A 23,188-nucleotide genomic window follows, 5' to 3' on the forward strand; every position below is an offset into this window, starting at 1 on the left:
CGGGAATCTCTCATGCAAAATGATCAACACCAAAACCTGGTTGGTTTTATCTGGAATATCGCCAACAAACTACGTGGCCCCTATCGTCCGCCTCAGTATCGCCGGGTCATGCTACCGCTGATTGTCCTGCGCCGCTTCGATCTGGTGCTGGCCGAAAACAAGCAAAAGGTGCTGGACGAAAAGAAACGTCTGGAAGAAAAGGGCATCACCGGCCCTGCGCTGGACAAAGCACTGTCGCGCATTGCCGCAACCGATCGCAAACAAGAGCTGTTCAACACCAGCGGCTTCACATTTGAAAAGCTGCTGGGGGATGCTCCCAATATCGCGGGCAACTTGATCGCCTATATTCAGGGTTTCTCGCCACGCGCCCGCGACATCTTTGACAAGTTTGAGTTTGAAGCCGAGATCGCCAAGCTGGACGAGGCTAATCGGCTGTTTCTGATCATCCGGGAGTTCTGCTCTCAAGATATCGACTTGTCACCCAAGGTCATCAGCAACTTGCAGATGGGCTACCTGTTCGAAGAGCTGGTGCGCAAATTCAACGAGCAAGCCAACGAAGAGGCCGGAGATCACTTCACCCCACGCGAAGTCATTCGTCTGATGGTGCAGTTGCTATTCACTGGCGAGGACGATATTTATGAAAAAGGTATCTACCGCAGCGTGTACGACCCAACGGCGGGCACTGGCGGCATGTTGTCCGAGTCAGAAAAGTTCATCTGTGGCGATGGCGTGACTCACGGCCTTAACCCGGATGCCAACATTGAGTTGTTCGGTCAGGAATACAACCCAGAGTCCTATGCCATCTGCTGCTCGGACCTGTTGATCAAAGACGAGCCAATCAACAACCTGATCTATGGCGACACCCTAGGTATCAAGGACGCCAAGAACAAGACGAATGGCTTTGTGCCACACGACGGTCACTCGGATAAGAAATTCCACTACATGCTGGCCAACCCGCCTTTTGGCGTGGAATGGAAACCGGAAGAAGAGTTCGTGCGTGAAGAGTACCAACAGCAAGGCTTTGATGGCCGTTTTGGCGCAGGTCTGCCACGCATCAACGATGGCTCGCTGCTGTTTTTGCAGCACATGATCTCCAAGATGCATCAGCCGCCCCAACTGGTCGATGGCAATAATCTGGGTGGTGATGGCTCCAAGATCGCCGTGGTGTTCAATGGCTCACCCCTGTTTACCGGCGATGCTGGTTCCGGTGAATCGAATATCCGCCGCTGGATTATCGAACGCGACATGCTGGATAGCATAATCGCCCTGCCTGACCAGATGTTCTACAACACAGGCATCTACACCTACGTCTGGATCGTCACCAACAAGAAGCCCGTTCATCGCCAAGGCCAGGTGCAACTTATCGATGGCACCCGCCACTTCAAGAAGATGGACAAGAGCCTGGGCAACAAGCGTAACGAGCTCTCGGATGAACATATCAAGGAATTGGTGCGCCTGTATGCCGAGTATGAGCACGACGCAAAGAGTGAAGTGATCGAGACCATCGATGGCAAGCCGCAGACGGTGGAACGCACCTGCAGCAAGCTCTTCGAGAACCGCGAATTTGGCTTCCTGAAGATCACCGTCGAGCGCCCGCTACGCCTCAATTTCCAAGTCAGCACCGAACGTGTCGCCCGGCTTGCTGGCCAGAGCGCCTTTGCCAATCTGGCCACCAGCAAAAAGCGCAAGAGCGAAGCTGCGCATGCCGAAGAGGTGGCGGCAGGAAAAGCTACCCAAGCGGCTATCCTCGAAACCCTACAGGGCATGGATGCAGCAACGATATACACAAGTCGCCCCGCATTTGTTGCTGTTCTGGACGCCGCCTTAAAGGTAGCAGGAATCAAGATTGGAGCACCCGTGAAGAAGGCGATCTTGGCCGCTTTATCCGAGCGCGATCCCCAGGCGGACATCTGCCGCGATAACAAGGGTTTTAACGAGCCTGACCCTGAGCTGCGCGATACCGAGATTGTTCCGCTACCGAGCGACATCACCCTGCCGCTGCCGCTGGGTTTTGATAACGAAACCGGCCACGACCAGCTGTTAGCACTAGTCAAAGAGCACTGCGAAGACTACCTCAAGGCCGAAGTCCTGCCGCACGTGCCCGATGCCTGGATCGACCACAGCAAGACCAAAGTGGGCTATGAAATCCCGTTGACCCGCCACTTCTATGTCTACCAGCCGCCGCGCCCGCTGAAAGATATTGCAGCAGAAATCAGTCAACTGGAAAAAGATATTGTGGCCATGCTGGGTGAGGTGGTGTGATGAAAATCAATACCTATGAACACCTTAAAAGCTCTGGTTCGGCATGGCTTGGTGATATTCCGACGCATTGGGGTACTAAGAAGCTGAAGTTTCTGGCGACGATTCAACCCAGTAATGTCGACAAAAAAACCGTGGAGGGTGAAGAACCAGTAATTCTTTGCAACTACACGGATGTTTACAAGAACGAGTACATCGACAGTCGATTGGAATTTATGCAAGCCTCTGCAACTGAAGCAGAGATTAAAAAATTCAAAGTTGATGTCGGTGATGTGATCGTTACCAAGGATTCAGAAACGCCTGAAGATATAGCTGTTCCTGCCTGCATCGCTGAAGATGTCGAAGGCCTTGTTTGCGGATATCACCTTACGCAGATCAAACCCATTGACTTGCATGGCCGTTATCTATTTCGACTTTTTCAATCGAAGGGGTTCAATGCGCAATTTACAGTTGCAGCCAATGGAGTCACGCGTTTCGGATTACCTCAGCATGCAATCGCCAACGCATTTACCCCGCTTCCGCCGTTTGAAGAGCAGCAAACCATCGCCCGCTTCCTCGATTTTAAAACCGCACAGATCGATGCCCTGATCGCCAAGCAACAGTCCCTGCTGGATAAACTGGCGGAAAAGCGCATGGCGTTGATCAGCCATGCCGTCACCAAGGGGCTTGATCCGTCAGTGCCAATGAAAGATTCAGGATCTGCTTGGTTGGGTGACATACCAGCACATTGGCAACGGATGTCGATGGCTCGAGTCATTTATAAATTTGAACAGGGATGGAGCCCTTCTTGTGACGAGCGAGAGGCATCACTAGATGAATGGGGTGTCTTGAAATCAGGCTGTGTTAACTATGGAGTATTCCAAGAGCGCGCACATAAAACGTTGCCGCCAAGTATTGATCCCATCCCCTCACTTGAGGTACACGCAGGAGACATTTTGATGTGCAGAGCCAGTGGATCAAAGCATTTGATTGGCTCTGTTGCGATGGTAAGAAAATGCCGACCAAAACTGATTTTTTCAGATAAGACTTATCGAATTACGCTTGAACGGGACACTATTGATCCTGAGTTCTTCATTCTTTTAATGAAGTCCAAGTATCTACGTGACCAGATTGAATTATCGATCAGTGGAGCAGATGGGTTGGCGAACAACATTCCACAATCATCAGTGAAGGGGTATCAGCTCGTTTTGCCACCAACAATTGACGAGCAAAAGACAATATCTACCCTGCTGAATAAGAAGATTGAAGATGTAGACGCGCAAGAAGCAAAAATACTTGAGGTGATTGGACGGCTCCAAGAGTATCGTTCGGCTCTAATCACCAATACCGTAACCGGCAAAATCGACGTGCGTGGTTTTCAAATCCCTGACTCGTCCATCGCAACGGAGCCATCTCATGCCTAAATCCAGCATTTCGACCCAGCACCACGCCACCTTTGAAGGCATTCGCCAAGTCGACGAGGCAGGCAATGAATTTTGGTCAGCAAGGCAGTTGGCCAAGGTGCTGGAATACTCTGAATACCGCCATTTTTTGCCGGTGATCACCAAGGCCCGCGAGGCCTGCCACAACAGCCAGTATGCGGTAGCTGACCATTTCGAGGATATCCTCGATATGGTCGAAATCGGCTCTGGGGCCAAGCGGCAAGTGGAAGATGTGCGCCTGTCGCGCTACGCCTGCTATCTGATTGTGCAAAACGGTGACCCCTCCAAACCCGTGATTGCCAACGGTCAAACCTATTTTGCCTTGCAAACTAGGCGTCAAGAGCTGGAAGACAACGTCAAGTTTGCCCAGCTGGGTGAAAATGAAAAGCGACTGGCTATACGCAATGAGCTAGCAGAGCACAACAAGTACCTGGCAGCAGCGGCCAAAGATGCTGGTGTTGCAACGCCGTTGGACTACGCCATTTTTCAGGACCACGGTTACAAGGGCTTGTATGGCGGCTTGGGAGCCAAAGACATTCATGCACGCAAAGGTTTAAAGAAGAGCCAAAAAATTCTGGATCATATGGGCAGTACCGAGTTGGCGGCCAACTTGTTCCGCGCCACACAGGCAGAAGAAAAGTTGCGCCGCGATCAGGTCCAAGGCAAGCGGCAGGCCAATCAAACTCACTTTGAAGTCGGGCAAAAAGTTCGCCAGACCATACAAGAGCTGGGGGGGACTATGCCCGAAGCATTGCCGACCCCAGAGCAAAGTATCCAACAGCTTGGCAAGAAAAAGCTGGAGGGGAAATAGCCCATGCACAAAGAAATCGACTTTGAAAATGACATCGAACATGCACTGGTCAGCCAAGGCGGCTTTGATAAAGGTGATCCCAGCACTTACGACTCGGATGTTGCCCTGTTTCCTGCAGATGTCGTCGCTTTTGTGCAGAAAACCCAACCGAAGATCTGGACACGCCTGACCCAGCTTGATGCCAACAAGGCGCCCGCAATGCTGCTGGATAGCTTGGTTAAAGAGCTTGCCGCCAAGGGCGCCTTGAGTGTCTTACGTGAGGGCTTTAAGTGCGTGGGTAAGACAGTACGGCTGGCCTACTTCGCGCCCAATACAGGGCTGGACCCCGCCAGTACAGAACGCTTTGACGACAACCGTCTGACCATTGTTCGGCAAGTGAAAACCAAAAGTGGCGCTATCCTCGATGTCGTGTTGGCGGTAAATGGCTTGCCAGTAGCCACGCTAGAGCTGAAGAACACCATGTCAGCCACACGCTGGAATGTGGAAAACGCCAAGAACCAATATCGTTTTGAGCGCGACCCCAAAGAGTTGCTGTTCGCCTTCAAGCAGCGCTGCTTGGTGCATTTTGCAGTGGATACTGAGCAGGTGTTCATGACCACCAAGCTGGAAGGCAAAGATACCTTCTTCCTGCCGTTCAACCTGGGCCATGACCACGGTGCAGGCAACCCTCCAACCGCAGGTGATGTACGAACCTCATACCTTTGGCACAAAGTGTTGACCCGCAACAGCTTGATGGACATTTTGGCCCGTTTCATCCATTTGGATGTTCAGGAAAAGAGTGTCGTTACCGAAAAGGGCATCAAGCGTCATAGCAAGGAAACGATGATCTTCCCGCGCTATCATCAGTTAGATGCGGTACGGACACTGACCGATCATGCGCAGGCACATGGTTCGGGACATAACTATCTCATTCAGCACTCAGCAGGTTCAGGCAAATCGAACTCGATTGCCTGGCTTGCACACCGCCTCTCCAGTCTTCATGACGCTAACAACGAAAAGATTTTTCATTCGGTCGTCGTCATCACCGACCGGCGCGTACTAGACCAACAGTTACAAAACACTATCTTCCAGTTTGAGCACAAGCTGGGCGTAGTACAGAAGATTGACGAGAACACCCAACAGTTGGCCAAATCGTTGGCTGATGGTGTGCCGATCATTATTTCCACCATCCAGAAGTTTCCCTTCATCACCCAAGCCATCCGTACGATGGAGGCTAATGGTAAGGGCGTCGCTATCTCGACAGCAGGCAAGCGTTTTGCCGTGATCGTGGATGAGGCGCACAGCTCACAGAGCGGCGAAACGGCGATGGAACTGCGTAAGATCCTGAACAGGGACGGCATTGAAGCAGCAATAGCCGAGCAGTTGCTGGATATGGACGACGATGCCTTGAGCGAAGAGGCGAAGAAGGCGTTACTTCGTGAACAGCTCAAACGCGCCAAACAGCCCAATTTGAGTTTCTTTGCCTTCACCGCCACCCCTAAGTTCAAGACCTTGGCTGTGTTCAACGAGCCAGGCCCCAATGGCAAGGCACCATTTCACCACTACAGCATGCGGCAAGCTATCGAGGAGGGCTTTATTCTCGATGTGCTGGCGCACTACACCTGTTACAAGCGCTACTGCAAACTGATCCAGAAGGTGGAAGCAGATCCCGAGGTGCCCCGCCGCAAGGCAGCCCGGGCACTGGCACGCTTCATCGAGTTTCACGACTACGAGATAGCGCAAAAAGTGGAAGTGATCGTGGAACATTTCCGCACCCATACTCGGCACAAAATTGGCGGTCGAGCCAAAGCGATGGTGGTAACGGGTTCACGCGAGCACGCCGTACGCTACAAACTGGGCTTCGACAAGTACATCAAGGACAAGGGATACACCGATGTGCGATCACTGGTGGCATTCTCTGGCGAAATTGCGCTTAAAGAGTTTGAGGACAAGAAGTTCACCGAAGTAGGTATGAATAACGGCATCAAGGAAAACGAGCTGCCGGAAAAATTCAATACCGAGGAATACCAAGTCTTGCTGGTGGCCGAAAAATACCAAACGGGATTTGACCAGCCACTGTTGCACAGCATGTATGTCGACAAGCGCTTATCTGGTATTCAAGCGGTACAAACATTGTCGCGCCTCAATCGTACAACACGAGGCAAAACAGATACTTTCGTTCTCGATTTTGTTAATGCACCGGAAGACATTTATACGGCGTTCAAACCCTATTATGAGAAAACTGACAAGGGCGAGGACACCGATCCTCAGCAGCTCAACACACTGGCTCATACACTCTTCAACTGGAAGATATTCACTAAGAGCGATGTAGATGCCTGGTGCGAAATCTGGTTCAGAAACCGGTTAAACCCCACTGGTGGCGAACATAAGAAATTAAATGGTTTGCTCGATTTGGTGATTGAACGATTCAAGGCCATCGAAGAAGAGGACCAGAATCTATTCAAAGGGCAACTGATTAGCTTCCGCAATCTTTACAGCTTTGTTTCTCAGATCGTGCCGTACCAGGACTCCGATCACGAGAAACTCTACACCTATGCCCGCTTCTTGCTGACCAAACTGCCATACGAAACTGACAATCGTACGGTGCAGGTAGACGACGAAGTTGAACTCAAGTACTACCGTCTACAAAAAATCAGTGAGGGCGCGATAGATTTGAAGATCGGTGAACCAGATTCACTGTATGGACCCACCGAGGTAGGCACTGGGCAAGCTGAAGAAGACGTACAGCTATCAACTTTAGTTGGCAAGCTGAATGAGCGCTTTGGTACAGAATTTACTCCTGCTGATCAGCTTTTCTTCGACCAAGTTCGTGAAACGGCGGTGGCCAACGAGCAGCTACGGCAGGCAGTTATGGCCAACAGCATTGAAAACTTCGAACCCGTATTTAACAAGCAGCTTGAAAAACTGTTCATTGAACGCATGGACGGAAATGAAGATATCTTTGTACGCCTGATGAATGACGAAGCGTTCAGGGGTATTGCTGCTAGCCATTTGATGCAAGCGGTCTACCAGCAAGTGAGGGGAAGCAAGAACGATAACTGATCCCCTCCCAAACGAGTCAGCAAGGTGCTAGTGCTAAGATCTGGCTCCTTGCAGGCCCAAGCCGATAGCTTGTGTGGGGAGTAATGTTGAGTGGGGGCGCTTTCAACAAGTGTTCCCATATTTGTTCCCATGGGGATCAATAGCAAAACATAAAACCCATTATTTACAGATAGTTATGTTTATTTTCTAGCTTCTGCATCGGCAAGTAACTCTCCGCACAGCAGACAACAAAAAGCCCGGGTTCATCCCGGGCTTTTTGTTGTGCGTTTTTTGTCCACAAGCCTAGAGGCGACGCAGGCACCACATGAAGTAAGCGCCCCCTAACAAAGTGGAGACCAGCCCGACCGGCACCTCCTGCGGGAAGAGGATCTGCTGGCCGACCCAGTCCGCCGACACCATCAACAGGGCGCCGGAAGCGGCGGCCCCAAGCAGGTGCCAGCGTGCCCGCACCAACCCCATCAGCTTGGCCATATGTGGCGCCAACAGGCCGACGAATGAGAGCGGCCCGACCACCAGGGTGGCGCTGGCAGTGAGCACGGCCACCAGCAGCAAGATGGCGAGCTGGGCACGGTTGAGGCGAATGCCAAGCGCAGTCGCTACAGCACTCCCCATCGGCATCAGATCGAGCCAGCGGCTCACCAACAGGCAGGCGACCAGCATCAACAGCGCCAGCCCCGCCAACCCATAAGCCACCGGCAGGGTGACGTAGTAGGTGGAACCGGACATCCAGGAGAGCAGTTGCTGCACCCGCAGGTCACCGTTGGCCAGCGCAATGGCCTGCAGCGGCTCAAACAGTGCCGTGATGGCGATCCCTGAGAGCAGGATCCGCTCCGGCTGGAAGCCATGTTTGCGATTGACCACCACCAGCAGCAACAGGCAGCCGAAGGCACCGAGCAGGCCACCGGCCAGCATCAGCGGCAAGGGCAATGCAGGCAGCAACAGCGCCGTGGCTATCACCCCCATAAAGGTGCCGCCGCTCACCCCCAGCAACTCTGGGCTCGCCATCGGGTTGTTGCTGACCCGCTGCAACAGAGTGCCCGCCAGCGCCAGCAGTACGCCAGCCGCCCCCGCAGCCAGAGTGCGCGGCAGTCGCCACTCCAGCTGGGCCTGCCAGCGGAGCCAACTTGGCCAACTCCAGCCCGTCATTCCCTGCCCAACCAGCAGGGAGGCGACCACGGCCAGCAGCAGCCCGACCAGCAACAGGCCGATAAGGCGAGCCGGTGCCGAATGGCGAGCCACCAGCAGGCCGGCGTTTGCCTTCGGCGCACCCGACTTGATGCCAAGGCGCGGGATCAGCCAGAGCAGCAGCGGCGCCCCCAGCAGAGCGGTCATAGCGCCGGTGGGGATCAAGACTGGCCAGAAGCGACTCAGACTCTGCAGCAGCAGATCGGTCGCCGCCAGCAGCAGGGCGCCGAGGATCGGAGCCCACAGCAGCCGCTGGCCGAGCTGGCGGATCCCGAGCAGCCGCACCATGGCGGGCGCTGCCAACCCGATAAAGCCGATCAGCCCCACCACGCTCACCACGCAAGCGGTGACAAACACCGCCAGCCCCAGTCCGGCAAAACGCAGATGCTGCAGGGAGACCCCCAGACTGCGGGCGCTGGCATCATCCAGCTCCAGCACCGCCAGCGGGCGCACCAGTACTGCGGCCAGCAAAGCGGCTGCCAGCAGGCGGGGCAACAGGTAACTCACCCCGCTCCAGCTGTTCTGCACCAGCGAGCCACTGCCCCACACCAGCAAGCCTTTCAGCTCCTCCTGAAAGAACAGCAAAAGCCCCATGCTGATGGCCGCCAGATAGAGGTTGATCACCAGCCCGGCAAAGACGATGACGACCGGATTGAGCTGGCGACGCCAGGCCAGGGCAAACACCAGTGCCATCGCAAGGCTGCCGCCGGCCATGGCGATCCACTCCCGCCCCAGCAGCAACCAAGAGGGGGCAAACAGGGTCACCATCATCAACGCCAGTTGGGCACCGGAGGCCACCCCCAGGGTGGTGGGCGAAGCGAGCGGGTTGCGCAGCACCTGCTGCATCAGGATGCCCGCCAGCCCGAGCGCCGCCCCGGCCAACAGGGTGACAGCCAAGCGGGGTAGCCAGCTGAAATGCACCACCGCTTGGCTGACATCATCCAGATTGGGGGCGAAGAGGCTCTGCCACCAGAGCGCACCGGGCAGCTGGCGAGCCAGCTCCCAATACGCGAGCAAGAGGGTCAACCCCAGCAGGATCGAAACCGGCCGCAGCAGTGGCGATGTGAGCAGTCGCTTCATCGGCTCGCCTCCATACGCTCGGCATCTTGCAGCAATGCATCGCTGAGCAGACCGGCGAAACGGCGGGCTGAAAGTACGCCGCCAAAACTCCAGACCGCAGGCAGATGCAGCACGGGCGCCTGCCTTACCAGCGGCAGATGCCGCCACAACCCAGGCTCATGCAGCCGTTCGCTCACCCCTATCGGGATGGGATCGACCACCACCAGCCGCGCGGTTGGCAAGGTCATAAACTGCTCGATGCTGACCACCGAGAAACCCCAGTCATTGGTCTGCTCCTGCCAGCCATTACGCAGCCCAAGCCGCGTCATCACCGCATCGAACAGGCTGTGGCGACCAAACACCCGCACATGGCGCTCATCGATAAACTGCACCACCAGCAGGGGCGGCAGATCCGCAGGCAATCCGGCCTGCATGCTGGCGAGATCCCGATCCAGCCCGGCCAGCAGCCGTTCGCCCTCGGCGGTTTTGCCCACCATACGGGCGAGAGTCAGGGTCACCTCGTGCAACCGCTGCCACAGATCGGTTTGCCCATCATAAAGGGCAATGGTGCTCACCGGTGCAATGCGGGAAAGAGTTGGCGCCAGCGGGGCCGCCAGCGGCGAGATGAGGATGCGATCGGGTCTGAGTTCCGCCAGCAGCTCGCGGTTGGGCTGGGTGCGCAGGCCGATATCCACCACTCCGGCGGGTAGCCGTGGCTCGCCAACCCATGCCTGATAGGGGCCAACATCCCCCACCGCCAGCGGCGTCACCCCGAGCGCCAGCAAGGTTTCGGCAATGGTCCAGTCGACAGTGGCGATACGGGGTAGCGATGCAGAGGCGATCGGGGATGTGTCGGCCTGCGCCGCTAGTGGCAGCAGCAGGCTGATAAGGCAGAGTGCCATCTTCTTCAATAAACGGTTCAAGAGAGCCCCCCAGTCAGACGATGGCGATGGGATGAGCATGAGCCGGGTGGCGAATGACCTCCATCGGAATGCCATAGATGGCGTGCAGGGTCTCGCTGGTCATGATCCCCTCAGGTTCGCCGTGGGTAAGCAGGCGGCCGGAGTGAAGCGCCACCAGCCGATCGCAGAAGCGGGAGGCCATATTGATGTCGTGAATGACGATGATGACCCCAAGGTTGAGCTGACGGCTCAACTGCTTGACCAGCGTCAGCACCTCCACCTGATGGGCCACATCCAGCGCGGCCAGCGGCTCGTCCAGCAGGATGAAGCGGCTCTCCTGGGCCAGCAGCATCGCCAGCCAGACCCGCCCCCGCTCACCGCCGGAGAGGGTATCCACCAGCCGATCGGCAAAGCGTTCGGTATGGGTAAGGGCGATGGCACGCTCGACCTGACGGTGATCCTCAGCCCCCATCCGGCCCAGCAGGCCGCGCCAGGGGTAGCGGCCCATCTCCACCAGCTCCCGCCCGAGCAGATTCTCGGCGCTCGGCAGATGCTGGGGCAGATAGGCCACCTGACGGGCAAACTCCCGATTGCCCCAGTCGGGTAGCCGCTTGCCATCGAACAGGATCTCGCCGTCGCTGAGGGGTTGCTGGCGTGCCAGCAGCTTGAGCAGGGTCGATTTGCCCGACCCATTGTGGCCGATGAGGCCATAGACCTGTCCCTGCTCGAAACGCAGGTCGGTGGGGTGCAGCAGCGTGCGGTCATTGACCGTGAAGCTGGCTGATTTCATCTCAAACATAGGCAATTCCTGTGCTGGCTTGCCGCCAGTCTCATCGGTGCCGGCATCAAGCTGGCACCTCGCAATCCAGATGGGCAATCGCATCGCGGCTCACTGCGGCGCGGTGCGCCCCAGTCAGTTCGGTGAGCTGGCCCTGACGCATCTCCAGCAGGCGATCGGCCAGCGGGAAGTAGTGATCGTCGTGACTGATGGCAATCACCGTCTTGCCCATCTCCTTGAGGCGCGGCAGCAGCACCTGATAGAAGATGCGGCGGAACTGGGGATCCTGATCCGCGGCCCACTCGTCAAACAGCATCACCTCGCGCTGCTCGGCCAGCGCCAGCAGCAGGGCGACCCGCTTGCGCTGCCCCTGAGAGAGTTCGATATCGGCGATAAAGCCATCCTCGATGGTGAGCTTGCTGCCCATCTGCAACCGCTCCAGCCACTCGGCCACCAGCTCATCCTTGGGTTCCGGCCCCAGCAGGTGCTGGAACAGGTGATAGTCGGTGAAGATGGCGGAGAAGAGCGCCAGATAGCCGTTGCGATCGGTGACGGGTTCACCATCCAACAGGATGCGGCCCGATACCGGCTGGTAAAGGCCGGTCAACAGCATGGCCAGCGTCGACTTGCCGGATCCATTGCCACCGATGATGAAGATCTGCTCCCCCTTTTCGATGACCAGATCGATGGGGCCGACGGCAAAGCCGCCCTCCCCCTGATAGTGAAAGCTCACCTGCTCCAACTCGATACGCTGCCAGGGGCGGATGGCGGGCGGCAGCGGGAAGTCCGCATCCGGCTCGGCCAGATTGAGGGCGGCGATCTTGTCGAACGCCACCTGAGCGGCAAGCAGGGTCGGCAGGGCGCCAATCCCCTGCAACAGCGGGGTGCGCAGGAACAGCAGGGTCAGCGCAAAGGTGGCGGCCACATTGGTGTTGGCCCAGCCAAGGCCGTTGGCCAGAAAGAAGACCAGACCGATGGCCCCCAGCATCATGATATTCGACCAGTTCACCGCGCTCAGGTGATAAGTGTCGGCGCGGATGATCTGCTGGCGGTAGTCACGGGCATTCTGCTCATAGAGCTGGTGGTAAACGAAGTGAGCCCGCTCGCGGTTGAGCGCCAGCTCCTTGCTGCCAGCGATGATGGCCTGATAGTTCTGATAGAGCCGATCTTCGGCCTGACGCATGTGGGAGAGATGGCGATAAACACGGTTCACCAGCAACCAGCCCACCACCATGGTGACGGTGACCCAGAGTGCGGTCACCCCGAGTAATGCAGGAGAGAGCCAGCCGAGGTAAAGGGCAGAACCCAGCGTGAGCACCAGCCCCTGCACCAGCTCCGGCAGGCGCACGAAGGCGATGGTGATCTGGCCGATATCGCTGGAGAGGGAGGCCAGCAGCGGCCCCTGACCAATCTGGCGAATGCGGGCGACATCGGTATCCAGCAGTTGCTTGAGCAGACGGCCGCGCAGCCGGTAGACAAAATGGTGACCGAGAGTGGTCAGGGCCAGCTGAGATCCGAGTGTGATCACCAGCAGCAACACAATCAGGCCGACCAGCTGACCGAGGATCGGCAGCGGATCACCTATAGATTCGATAAGAGACTGATTGATAAAGGCAATGACGCCAATCCCGCTGACTGCACTGAGCAGACTGAGCAGGGTAATGGCGATAAAGGGCCAACGATATTGGCGATAAACCAGAGACAAGAGTTCCATAACGGACCGGTATTCCAGAGAGATCAGAACAACTGCGGGTGAAAAGAAGGGCGGGAATCCGGTTCCCGCCCGACTTCGATTACCAGCGGTAGTTGATGCTGCCCACTACGCTGCGCGGCTCGCCGTAGTAGCAGTAGTAGTCACAACTGGCCACGTAGGTTTCACCCAGCAGGTTGTTGACGTTGAGCTGGGCACGCCAGTTCTTGGCAAAGTCATACCCGATCATCGCATCCCACACGGTATGGGCTGGCACCTCGGCAGAGCCGTAGATGGGGGTGTAGTCCGCATTCACGGCGCCAATACCCACGCTGGAACCGATATAACGCACACCGGTACCCAGCTCCAGACCCGAAGCCACCCCTTGCTGCACCTTGTAGTTACCCCAGAAGGAGGCCTGGTGGCGAGGGATCAGGCTGGCACGGCGATCGCCACTGCCGGTATCGTTGGTTTTGGCATCTGTGTAGGTATAAGCAGCGGTCAGACGCAGCGCATCTGTCACCTGCACGCTCCCTTCCAGCTCAATCCCCTGAGAGGTCACTTCACCCGCCTGGGTCTGCTGGCCGGAACCGGTAGAGACCAGCGAGTTGGTCTGGGCCAGATCGAACAACGCCAGATTGATGTAACCGTCGAGGAAGGCTGGCGCATACTTCACGCCGGTCTCGTAGAGCTTGCCCTTGAGCGGCTTGTAGGAACTCTTGGTGTTGGGATCGATCCCTGGCAACACTTCGAACGACTCGGCATAGGCAAAGTAGGGAGAGAGGCCGTTGTCAGCCAGATACATCAGGCTGCCCGAGAGGGATAGCTCGTGATCGTACTGGCGCTCGTCCTTGCTGGTATTGGTGTTGTGGGTCTCCACATAGTCAAAACGGCCACCGGCAGTCAGCAACCAGCGATCGTCCCAGCGGATCTGGTGCTGGGCATAGAGGCCGCTCTGGCCCTTGCTGCTCTTCTGGTGAGTGGCGGTCGACTCGTCAAAACCGGGGAAGCCGCTGTAATCCGGGTTCATGGTATTGATGGTGCCCATACCGTAGTTGTCGGCCTCGACCCCTTCATTGACGTGACGCTGCAGATCTACCCCCAGCAGCAAGGTCTGCTCGGTGCTGTCGGTGTTCCAGTAGCCCACCATCTGGTTATCCATGGTGGCACTCTTGGTATTGCCATCACGGTAAACCAGGCCACGACTGGCAGTTGTGCCTTCATAGGTCGGGAAGATATAGGTCTGGCGCAGCAGCAGATCGTTATAGTTGAAACGGACGTTCTGCTTGAACTCCCAGGTCTGGTTGAGCTGGTGGGCCAGCTCGTAACCGGTGGAGATCTGGGTATTGCGGTTGCGATCGTAATCCGGTTGGCTCAGGTTGGTGGAGGGATCAATCTGGCCACCTGACGTATTCAGGGTGCCATAGACCGGGAAGAAGCCGTTGGTCGGGACCCCTTCGTCGTGCAGGAAACTGGCCAGCAGGGTCAGGCTGGTACGATCCGAAAGATCGAAGGTGACGCTGGGCGCCAGATAAACCCGATCGTTATAGGTGCCAGTGAGCACGCCATCACGCTCTTTATAAAGAGCAACCATGCGGTAGCGGCTGTTGTCGGAGAGCGCATCAGAGACATCCACCCCGACCTGACGGTGATCCCGGCTGCCAAGCTGCAGATCTACCTGCCCTTGCGGCGTGGCGGTCGGTCGCTTGCTGATGGCATTGATCACCCCGCCCGGAGGCGCCTCACCGTAAAGGATCGAGGCTGGCCCCTTCAGCACTTCCACACTCTCCAGACCGAACGGTTCCGGCGTCCAGACGTAGTAGCCGGTGCCAAACAAGCGGTTGCCATCCAGATAAGAGGCGGCATCGAAGCCACGCACCTTGAACCAGTCGGTGTTGTTGTCTGAGCCATAGAGGCCGGTCAATACGCCGGAACGGTAGCGAATCGCTTCATCCAGCTGCAACACGGCGTGCTGATCCAGCTCCTCGCGATTAACCACTGAGACGGCGCGAGGGGTCTCGGCCATCGGCACTTCCACCTTCATGGCCGTACCGGTCACCACCATGGTTTCGCTGGCTTTGGGCAGCTCAGCGGTGGTTTGTTCGGCCATCAGTGGCAGGGAGACGAGCAAACCGGAGAGCGAAAGCACGCCGAAGGCGCCCTTCTTGCCGGGTCCTGTAGTGTATTTTTGCGCAATCATATTAAAGTCTCGTTTATCAATGAGTTATGTTGTTTTGATTGTTATTTGTGGTCGTTTGTCACGACATCACCCTGTTCCATGGGCGAATAAAGCAGCGCAATCCTACTACAGGAGCCGTGATCGAATCGATTCAATAATTGCTAATCATTTGCATCTACATTGTTATCTGGCTGCATCGTTGGCAGGATTTCGCGGGAGATGGGAACCATCAGGAGAGCTATGAGCGGAGAAGAAAATGGAGAGGAATATAAAGAAGCAGAAAAAAGATCGGCAGGATGGATCCGGCGGCATTATCTGACTGGATCCATTATCCCCAAGCTTTATCCATATTTATCCACACCCTTTGGCGGTAGAATCCGGCTTTCCGTTTCTTTGTCTGAAATCAGGATCCATTCCATGGCCAAACTCAATCTCGTCGTCGGCTCCATGCTGGGCGCCGCCGAATATGTAGCAGACCACGTAGCCAACCTGCTGGAACAGGCTGGCCACCAGACCCGGATCCACAACCCGGCCAAGCTGGCAGAGGTGCAGGATGATGCGGGCTCCATCCTGCTGGTGGTCACCTCGACCCATGGTGCCGGCGATGTACCCGACAACCTGCAACCCTTCGCCAAGGATCTTGCCGAGCAGCATCCGGATCTTAATTCATTGAAATATGGCGTGATCGCCCTTGGCGACAGCAGTTATGACACCTTTTGCCAGGGCGGCAAGACGCTGGATCGGCTGCTGGCCGAGTGCGGAGCCAGCCGGATCGGCGAGCGGCTCGACATCGATGTGACCCAACACGAGATCCCCGAAGATGCCGCAGAAGTGTGGATCCGCGACTGGATGACGATGATCGCCTGATCAGCGCGCGGGAGATCCTGAAAAAAGCTTGATCTCCCCACTTATCCCCAGATCGACTATCCACCATGTTATTAACAGATTGATCCGGGGGAGTTGTTCTACAAGGTTACCCACAACGCCCAGGGGTAATGTGCATAACTACGGTGTAAAGCTCTGCAAAACCTATAGTTATCCATGTATTAGATCCAGACCGACAGACCTCTGTGTATAAAAGTCCTGGTTATCCCCTCGTTCACCGGGCCAGGATCCAAGCTTTTCCACAAGCTAGGATCGTCCTTAAATTAATGATCTTTATGATCAAAAAGAGCTTATCAACAGAAAGGGCGGATCCTAATAAGAGATCCAGTAAAAGATCGATCTAAAGATCCTTAAGATCTAATTAGTGGATCCTCCCTTGATACTGAACGTTAAGTAGACGTTCCCCTCAGGACGCGAAACAGATAGAATGTTCCGCCCTTTAGCCCAGGCAAATAAAGATCTTCAGGCGTGCAGATCAAGGTGATCCCAATGCAATACCATGAACAATTTGATGTGATCGTCGTCGGTGGCGGTCATGCCGGAACCGAAGCAGCAACAGCGGCAGCCCGTATGGGCATGAACACCCTGTTGCTGACCCACAATATCGATACGCTGGGACACATGTCCTGTAATCCGGCGATCGGCGGGATCGGCAAGGGACACCTGGTCAGGGAAGTTGACGCACTTGGCGGGATCATGGCGCGTGCCATTGATCTTGGCGGGATCCAGTTCCGCACCCTCAACTCCTCCAAGGGCCCGGCAGTGCGAGCCACTCGTGCCCAGGCGGATCGCCTGCTCTACAAGGCCGTCGTTCGCCAGATGCTGGAGAACTACCCGAACCTGAAGATCTTCCAGCAGGCTTGTGACGATCTGATCATGGACGGGGATCGTGTTGCCGGTGTGGTCACCCAGAGCGGGATCCGCATCAGCGGCAAGACTGTGGTGCTGACGGTCGGTACCTTCCTGAACGGTTTGATCCACATCGGGATGGAAAACTACAAGGGCGGCCGTGCCGGGGATCCTCCCTCGATCGCATTGGCCCAGCGCCTGCGTGAACTGCCGCTGCGCATCGATCGTCTCAAGACGGGCACCCCGCCGCGCATCGATGCCCGCAGCGTCGATTTCTCCGTCATGCAGGAGCAGCACGGTGACGATCCGCGCCCCGTCTTCTCGTTTATCGGCAATGCCAGCCAGCATCCCCGTCAGGTGCCCTGCTACGTCACCCACACCAACGAGCGTACCCACGAGGTGATCCGCAATAACCTGGATCGCAGCCCCATGTACGCCGGGGTGATCGAGGGGATCGGTCCGCGCTACTGCCCGTCGATCGAAGACAAGATCACCCGTTTCGCCGACAAGACGGCGCACCAGATCTTCGTCGAACCGGAAGGCCTGACCACCCACGAGCTTTACCCGAACGGGATCTCCACCAGCCTGCCGTTTGACGTGCAGGTGCAGATCGTCCGTTCCGTGCGTGGCTTCGAGAATGCCCACATCACCCGCCCGGGTTATGCCATCGAGTACGATTTCTTCGATCCGCGGGATCTCAAGGCCAACATGGAGAGCAAGTGCATTCCAAACCTGTTCTTCGCCGGCCAGATCAACGGCACGACCGGTTACGAAGAGGCGGCGGCACAAGGCCTGATGGCCGGTCTGAACGCGGCCTTGCGTGCCCAGGACAAGGATCCCTGGAACCCGCGTCGGGATCAGGCCTACATGGGCGTGATGATGGACGATCTCTCCACCCTGGGGACCCGCGAGCCTTACCGCATGTTCACCAGCCGCGCCGAATACCGCCTGCTGCTGCGGGAAGACAACGCCGATATCCGCCTGACCGCCATCGGTCGCGAGCTGGGTCTGGTGGATGACGAGCGCTGGAGCAAATTCAACGCCAAGATGGAACAGGTCGAGCTGGAGCGTCAGCGCATGCGTTCAACCTGGATCCACCCGCAACATCCGTCACTGGAAGCGGTCAACGCCCTGGTCAACACCCCGCTGACCCGCGAACAGAGTCTGGAAGAGCTGCTGCGTCGCCCCGAGGTGACCTATGATGCGCTGATGGCCATCGAAGGGGTCGGTCCTTCCGTGACTGATCCTGCCGCGGCCGAACAGGTTGAGATCCAGATCAAGTACGCCGGTTACATCGAGCGTCAGCACGATGAAGTGGAAAAGCAGCTGCGCAACGAGAATACCCTGCTGCCGCTGGATCTGGACTATCGCGAGGTGAACGGCCTCTCCAACGAGGTGAAAGCCAAGCTGAACGATGCCAAACCGCAGACCATTGGTCAGGCTTCCCGCATCTCCGGCATCACCCCGGCGGCTATCTCCATCCTGCTGGTTCACCTGAAAAAACACGGCCTGCTGCGTAAAACCGCCTGAGGAATCCCATGTTGGAAAGATTGAACGGCCTGCTCAAGCAGGCCGAAATTGTTATCACCGATACCCAAAAGAGCCAACTGGTGCAGTTGGTCGAGTTGCTGCACAAGTGGAACAAGGCTTACAATCTCACCTCGGTGCGAGATCCGGACGCCATGCTGGTCAAGCATATCCTCGATAGCTTGGTGGTAAGCCCCCACTTGCACGGTGAGCGCTTCATCGACGTGGGGACAGGTCCTGGCCTGCCGGGATTGCCGCTGGCGATCATCAATCCGGATAAGCAGTTCGTCCTGCTCGACAGTCTGGGCAAGCGGATCAACTTCATCCGTCAGGTGATCCAGGAGCTGGGTCTGACCAATGTGACGCCGGTCAAATCCCGGGTGGAAGAGTATCAACCTGAAGTGGGGTTTGATGGTGTACTGAGTCGGGCATTTGCCTCGTTGGAGGACATGCTGAGCTGGTGTCACCACCTGCCGTCAGAACAGGGCTGCTTCCTGGCGCTCAAGGGACAATATCCCGAGCAGGAGCTGGCCCAGTTGCCTGCCAATATCCGTCTGGTAGCCTGTCATGAGTTGCGGGTGCCGGAGCTGGAAGGCGAACGTCATCTGCTGGAATTCAAACATATCCAGCCCGAATAGGGTCGCAGTTTCATTTAGGGGATCGTGTGGGAAAAGTCATCGCCATAGCCAACCAGAAGGGTGGAGTGGGTAAAACCACCACTTGTGTGAATCTGGCCGCCTCCATGGCTGCCACCCGGCGCAAGGTGCTGGTGATCGATCTGGATCCGCAGGGCAATGCCACCATGGGCAGCGGTGTCGACAAGTATGACGTCGAGCGCACCGCCTATGAGCTGCTGATCGAGGATGCCCCCATCAGCGAAGTGATCATCCCCGAAACTACCGGGGGCTATCACCTGATTGCCGCCAACGCCGACGTGACCGCGGCCGAAATCCGTCTGATGGAATTTTTTGCCCGCGAGATCCGTCTGCGCAATGCGCTGGCCTCGGTGCGGGACAAGTACGACTACGTCTTCATCGACTGCCCACCTTCCCTCAACATGCTGACCGTGAATGCCATGGCCGCCGCCGACTCCGTGCTGGTGCCCATGCAGTGCGAATACTATGCGCTGGAAGGGCTCACCGCCCTGGTCGACACCATCAGCAAGCTGGCCGCCGTGGTCAATCCCGATCTCAAGATCGAAGGTGTGCTGCGTACCATGTACGATCACCGCAACCGGCTGGCCAATGATGTGTCCGATCAGCTAAAACAGCACTTTGGCGACAAAGTCTACCGCACCATCATTCCCCGCAACGTTAGACTGGCTGAGGCCCCGAGTTTCGGTGCCCCGGCCATGCACTATGACAAATCATCGGTGGGCGCCAAGGCCTACCTGGCACTGGCTGGCGAGATCCTGCGCCGCCAGGAGCAGGAACGTCAGGCGACCATCGCAGACCGAGAGAGCATATGACTCCGAAAAAACGTGGACTGGGCAAGGGGCTGGATGCCCTGCTCAGTACCAGCACGGCTGCCCGCCAGAAACAGGTGATGAGCGATCAACGTACTGAAGAGGCCATGGCCCCCACCAATCAGGGCGAGCTGCGCAAGCTGCCGGTGGAGTGGTTACAGTCCGGCAAGTACCAGCCCCGCAAGGATATGTCCCAGGATGCACTGGAAGAGCTTGCCAACTCCATCCGCGCCCAGGGGGTGATCCAGCCCATCGTGGTACGCCCTCTCGGCGAACAATCCTTCGAAATCATCGCCGGTGAACGGCGCTGGCGCGCGTCCCAGCTGGCGCGGCTCGAGGTGGTGCCCTGCATCGTCAAGGATGTACCCGACGAGGCTGCCGTTGCCATCGCGCTGATTGAGAACATCCAGCGGGAAGACCTCAATGCCATCGAAGAGGCGGTCGCTTTACAAAGACTGCTGACCGAATTCGAACTCACCCACCAGCAGGTGGCCGAGGCGGTGGGCAAGTCCCGCACCACGGTGACCAACCTGCTGCGTCTCAACCAGCTCAACGACGACGTGAAGCGTTTCGTCGAGCATGGCGACCTCGACATGGGTCATGCCCGAGCCCTGCTGGCCCTGAGCGGTCAGGCTCAGTCCGAACTGGCCAAGCTGGTTGCCCAGAAAGGGCTGACTGTACGCGATACCGAGAAGCTGGTGCAAAAAGCGCTCGAACCGGCAAAAGCCAGGGTCGAACCGGCTCGAGATCCTCAGATCGGCTATCTGGAGCGCCAGTTGGCAGAAAAAATAGGCAATCAGGTGCAACTTCAGCCTGGCAAGCGGGATAGCGGAAAGTTAGTAATAAGTTACGAGAATTTATCCGATTTGGACCGTATATTGGGCTATTTTGGCGTGTCGGAATCGTGATTCTTACGCTTTTTGTAGTAATAAAACATCCATTCCTTTTGATATGGCCATAACCTTGATTTGCCGCGGAAAGCCGCAAAAATTAAGGATTTTTGTCATATTGCAATAGCGGCCCTCAAGGGTATAATTTGACCGGCTTTAAGAGCTGTTAACATGGGGTCTTCGGATCCCGATTTTTTACAGTTCTGTAATGTTCAGGGGTAGGTTGGTGAAGCAGAAAATAGCCTTGGAAGGTTTTACGCTAGCCTGGGTTATGCTCGTTTGTCAGCTCATCCTGATCCTGGCGATGAGTGCTGTCTGGTTTTATCAGATTAGTGCCAGCGCCGGTTATTCCGCCCTTTACGGAGGGGGGATGTACTGGGTTCCTCAAGCCTTGTTTACTGTCTGGGTGCTGCGCCGCAAGGTGACAACCGAGAGTGTGGGCCTGGTTTTGCGGGACTTTTATGGTGGGGCTGGGATTAAGCTCGTTTCGACAGCAGGTCTGTTTGCTCTGTTGTTTGGTGCGAAAGTCGAGGTCGTTACCGTCTCGTTTTTTGCCACTTATGTCCTCGCCCTCGTTGTACAGTGGATAGTCTCATTCACGCTTAACAACCACTATTAGGAAAACTCATGTCTGCAACCGGAGAAGTCCTGACTCCTCAGGGATATATCTCCCACCACCTGACCCACCTTCAAGTCGGGTCCGGGTTCTGGACGGTGAATATCGACTCAATGGTATTCTCCGTCGTGCTAGGCGCCCTGTTTATCCTGCTGTTCCGCAAAGTAGCCGTTAACGCTACCAGCGGGGTGCCGGGTAAGCTGCAGTGCTTTGTGGAGATGCTGGTCGAGTTTGTGAATGGTAACGTCAAAGACATCTTTCATGGTCGCAACAAGGTCATCGCACCTTTGGGGTTGACTGTGTTTGTCTGGATCTTCCTGATGAACCTGATGGATCTGATCCCCGTTGACTTTATCCCTCACGCTGCACAATTGATGGGTATTCCCTATCTGCGTGTGGTTCCCTCTGCTGACGTTAACATCACCATGTCCATGGCTTTGGGCGTGTTCTTCTTGATCCTGTATTACAGCATCAAGGTCAAGGGTATCGGCGGGTTTGTGAAGGAGCTGACGCTTCAGCCTTTCAACCACCCGGCGGCCATCCCGGTTAACCTCATCCTGGAAACTGTTACGCTGGTATCCAAACCGGTCTCTCTGGGTCTTCGACTGTTCGGCAACATGTATGCTGGCGAACTGATCTTTATCCTGATTGCGGGTTTGCTACCCTGGTGGTCACAGTGGATCCTGTCCGTGCCTTGGGCAATTTTCCACATCTTGATCATCACTTTGCAGGCATTCATCTTCATGGTTCTGACCATCGTCTATCTGTCGATGGCACAGGAAGACCATGGTTGATGCGACTCAAATAATCCTTTTTATACAATCAATTACATCTAAATAAATGGAGATCCTCATGGAAAACTTGAACATGGACCTGCTGTACATCGCTGCTGCAATGATGATGGGTCTGGCTGCTATCGGCGCTTCCATCGGTATCGGTATTCTGGGTGGCAAGTTCCTGGAAGGTGCTGCTCGTCAACCTGATCTGATCCCTGTTCTGCGTACCCAGTTCTTCATCGTAATGGGTCTGGTGGATGCGATCCCGATGATCGCCGTTGGTCTGGGTCTGTATGTGATGTTTGCGGTTGCTGGCTAAGTCGTTACGACATCTCCAGGCATAACCCATTAACTAACTAAAGAGGACATCGGCTGTGAATATCAACGCCACCCTCCTCGGCCAAGCAATTGCTTTTTTCTTCTTCGTTGTGTTTTGCATGAAGTATGTATGGCCGCCGCTGATGGCTGCCATCGAAGCCCGTCAGAAAGCTATTGCTGACGGTCTCTCTTCTGCCGAACGAGCCAAGAAAGATCTGGATTTGGCCAAGGCCAACGCCGTCGATCAGCTGAAAGAAGCCAAGCTGCAGGCTGCTGAAATCATTGAACAGGCCAACAAACGCAAGGCCCAGATCATTGATGAGGCAACTGTCGGTGCTCAGGCTGAGCGGGAAAAAATCCTGGCTCAAGGCCGTGCCGAGATTGAAGCTGAACGTCATCGTGCCAAAGAGGAACTGCGCAAGCAGGTTGCTGCTCTTGCCATTGCGGGTGCAGAGAAGATCCTGGCGCGCCAAATCGACCAGGCTGCCAACAGCGACATCGTCGACAAACTGGTAGCTGAACTGTAACGGGAACGG

The 23,188-nt window shown here is 56.3% G+C and carries 18 protein-coding genes; 13 read left to right on the top strand and 5 right to left on the bottom strand.

The window, feature by feature from the left end:
* Positions 1-12 precede the first annotated feature (12 nt).
* The 4 genes from G5367_RS16810 to G5367_RS16825 are packed head-to-tail and all read left to right on the top strand — an operon-like array spanning position 13 to position 7,533.
* The gene (locus tag G5367_RS16810; RefSeq protein WP_268009959.1) at positions 13-2,262 is read left to right on the top strand and encodes a type I restriction-modification system subunit M; all 2,250 of its coding nucleotides are present in this window, start codon (positions 13-15) and stop codon (positions 2,260-2,262) included.
* Positions 2,262-3,662, top strand: a complete 1,401-nt coding sequence (locus G5367_RS16815) for a restriction endonuclease subunit S (protein WP_268009958.1) — start codon at positions 2,262-2,264, stop codon at positions 3,660-3,662. The genes G5367_RS16810 and G5367_RS16815 overlap by 1 nt, the downstream gene beginning before the upstream one ends.
* The gene (gene dinD, locus G5367_RS16820; protein ID WP_362840693.1) at positions 3,655-4,491 is read left to right on the top strand and encodes a DNA damage-inducible protein D; all 837 of its coding nucleotides are present in this window, start codon (positions 3,655-3,657) and stop codon (positions 4,489-4,491) included. Before G5367_RS16815 ends, dinD begins: the two co-directional genes overlap by 8 nt.
* Positions 4,492-4,494: 3 nt before the next feature.
* Positions 4,495-7,533, top strand: coding sequence for a type I restriction endonuclease subunit R (locus tag G5367_RS16825; RefSeq protein WP_421294721.1), 3,039 nt, complete (start codon positions 4,495-4,497; stop codon positions 7,531-7,533).
* 282 nt (positions 7,534-7,815) lie between these two features.
* On the opposite strand, the gene fhuB is transcribed toward G5367_RS16825, so the two are convergent.
* The 5 genes from fhuB to G5367_RS16850 form a co-directional block, all read right to left on the bottom strand.
* On the bottom strand, positions 7,816-9,798 hold the full coding sequence (fhuB, locus tag G5367_RS16830; protein WP_421244750.1) for a Fe(3+)-hydroxamate ABC transporter permease FhuB: 1,983 nt from the start codon (positions 9,796-9,798) through the stop codon (positions 7,816-7,818).
* Positions 9,795-10,679, bottom strand: coding sequence for an ABC transporter substrate-binding protein (locus tag G5367_RS16835; RefSeq protein WP_421244792.1), 885 nt, complete (start codon positions 10,677-10,679; stop codon positions 9,795-9,797). The genes fhuB and G5367_RS16835 overlap by 4 nt, the downstream gene beginning before the upstream one ends.
* 34 nt (positions 10,680-10,713) lie before the next feature.
* On the bottom strand, positions 10,714-11,478 hold the full coding sequence (locus G5367_RS16840; RefSeq protein ID WP_421244749.1) for an ATP-binding cassette domain-containing protein: 765 nt from the start codon (positions 11,476-11,478) through the stop codon (positions 10,714-10,716).
* A 46-nt stretch (positions 11,479-11,524) separates the two neighbouring features.
* On the bottom strand, positions 11,525-13,171 hold the full coding sequence (locus tag G5367_RS16845) for a multidrug ABC transporter permease/ATP-binding protein (RefSeq protein WP_421244748.1): 1,647 nt from the start codon (positions 13,169-13,171) through the stop codon (positions 11,525-11,527).
* Between the two features lie 79 nt (positions 13,172-13,250).
* Complete coding sequence (locus G5367_RS16850; RefSeq protein ID WP_421244747.1) at positions 13,251-15,347, bottom strand: TonB-dependent siderophore receptor; 2,097 nt, start codon at positions 15,345-15,347, stop codon at positions 13,251-13,253.
* Positions 15,348-15,743: 396 nt separating this feature from the next.
* Here G5367_RS16850 and mioC point away from each other — a divergent pair, with 396 nt between their 5' ends.
* From mioC to atpF, 9 genes are all read left to right on the top strand, one after another.
* Entirely contained in the window at positions 15,744-16,193 is a 450-nt protein-coding gene (mioC, locus tag G5367_RS16855; RefSeq protein ID WP_180343045.1) for an FMN-binding protein MioC, read from the top strand.
* A gap of 507 nt (positions 16,194-16,700) precedes the next feature.
* The gene (gene mnmG / locus G5367_RS16860) at positions 16,701-18,590 is read left to right on the top strand and encodes a tRNA uridine-5-carboxymethylaminomethyl(34) synthesis enzyme MnmG (RefSeq protein WP_005357220.1); all 1,890 of its coding nucleotides are present in this window, start codon (positions 16,701-16,703) and stop codon (positions 18,588-18,590) included.
* 8 nt (positions 18,591-18,598) lie between these two features.
* Positions 18,599-19,225 carry a 16S rRNA (guanine(527)-N(7))-methyltransferase RsmG gene (rsmG, locus tag G5367_RS16865; protein ID WP_005339331.1) on the top strand — a complete coding sequence of 209 codons (627 nt, stop codon included), beginning with the start codon at positions 18,599-18,601 and terminating at the stop codon, positions 19,223-19,225.
* A 26-nt stretch (positions 19,226-19,251) separates the two neighbouring features.
* The gene (locus G5367_RS16870) at positions 19,252-20,055 is read left to right on the top strand and encodes a ParA family protein (protein WP_323913086.1); all 804 of its coding nucleotides are present in this window, start codon (positions 19,252-19,254) and stop codon (positions 20,053-20,055) included.
* Positions 20,052-20,960 carry a ParB/RepB/Spo0J family partition protein gene (locus G5367_RS16875; protein ID WP_005342343.1) on the top strand — a complete coding sequence of 303 codons (909 nt, stop codon included), beginning with the start codon at positions 20,052-20,054 and terminating at the stop codon, positions 20,958-20,960. The genes G5367_RS16870 and G5367_RS16875 overlap by 4 nt, the downstream gene beginning before the upstream one ends.
* Before the next feature lie 190 nt (positions 20,961-21,150).
* The gene (locus G5367_RS16880; RefSeq protein WP_421244746.1) at positions 21,151-21,561 is read left to right on the top strand and encodes an ATP synthase subunit I; all 411 of its coding nucleotides are present in this window, start codon (positions 21,151-21,153) and stop codon (positions 21,559-21,561) included.
* A gap of 8 nt (positions 21,562-21,569) precedes the next feature.
* On the top strand, positions 21,570-22,352 hold the full coding sequence (gene atpB, locus G5367_RS16885; protein ID WP_216952488.1) for a F0F1 ATP synthase subunit A: 783 nt from the start codon (positions 21,570-21,572) through the stop codon (positions 22,350-22,352).
* 58 nt (positions 22,353-22,410) lie between these two features.
* Complete coding sequence (gene atpE / locus G5367_RS16890) at positions 22,411-22,653, top strand: F0F1 ATP synthase subunit C (RefSeq protein ID WP_005307205.1); 243 nt, start codon at positions 22,411-22,413, stop codon at positions 22,651-22,653.
* 55 nt (positions 22,654-22,708) lie between these two features.
* Entirely contained in the window at positions 22,709-23,179 is a 471-nt protein-coding gene (gene atpF, locus G5367_RS16895; protein ID WP_204480536.1) for a F0F1 ATP synthase subunit B, read from the top strand.
* The last annotated feature ends 9 nt before the right edge of the window (positions 23,180-23,188 follow it).

Origin of the sequence: Aeromonas sp. 604282, from assembly GCF_049170575.1 — a bacterium.
GTDB lineage: Bacteria > Pseudomonadota > Gammaproteobacteria > Enterobacterales > Aeromonadaceae > Aeromonas > Aeromonas veronii_A.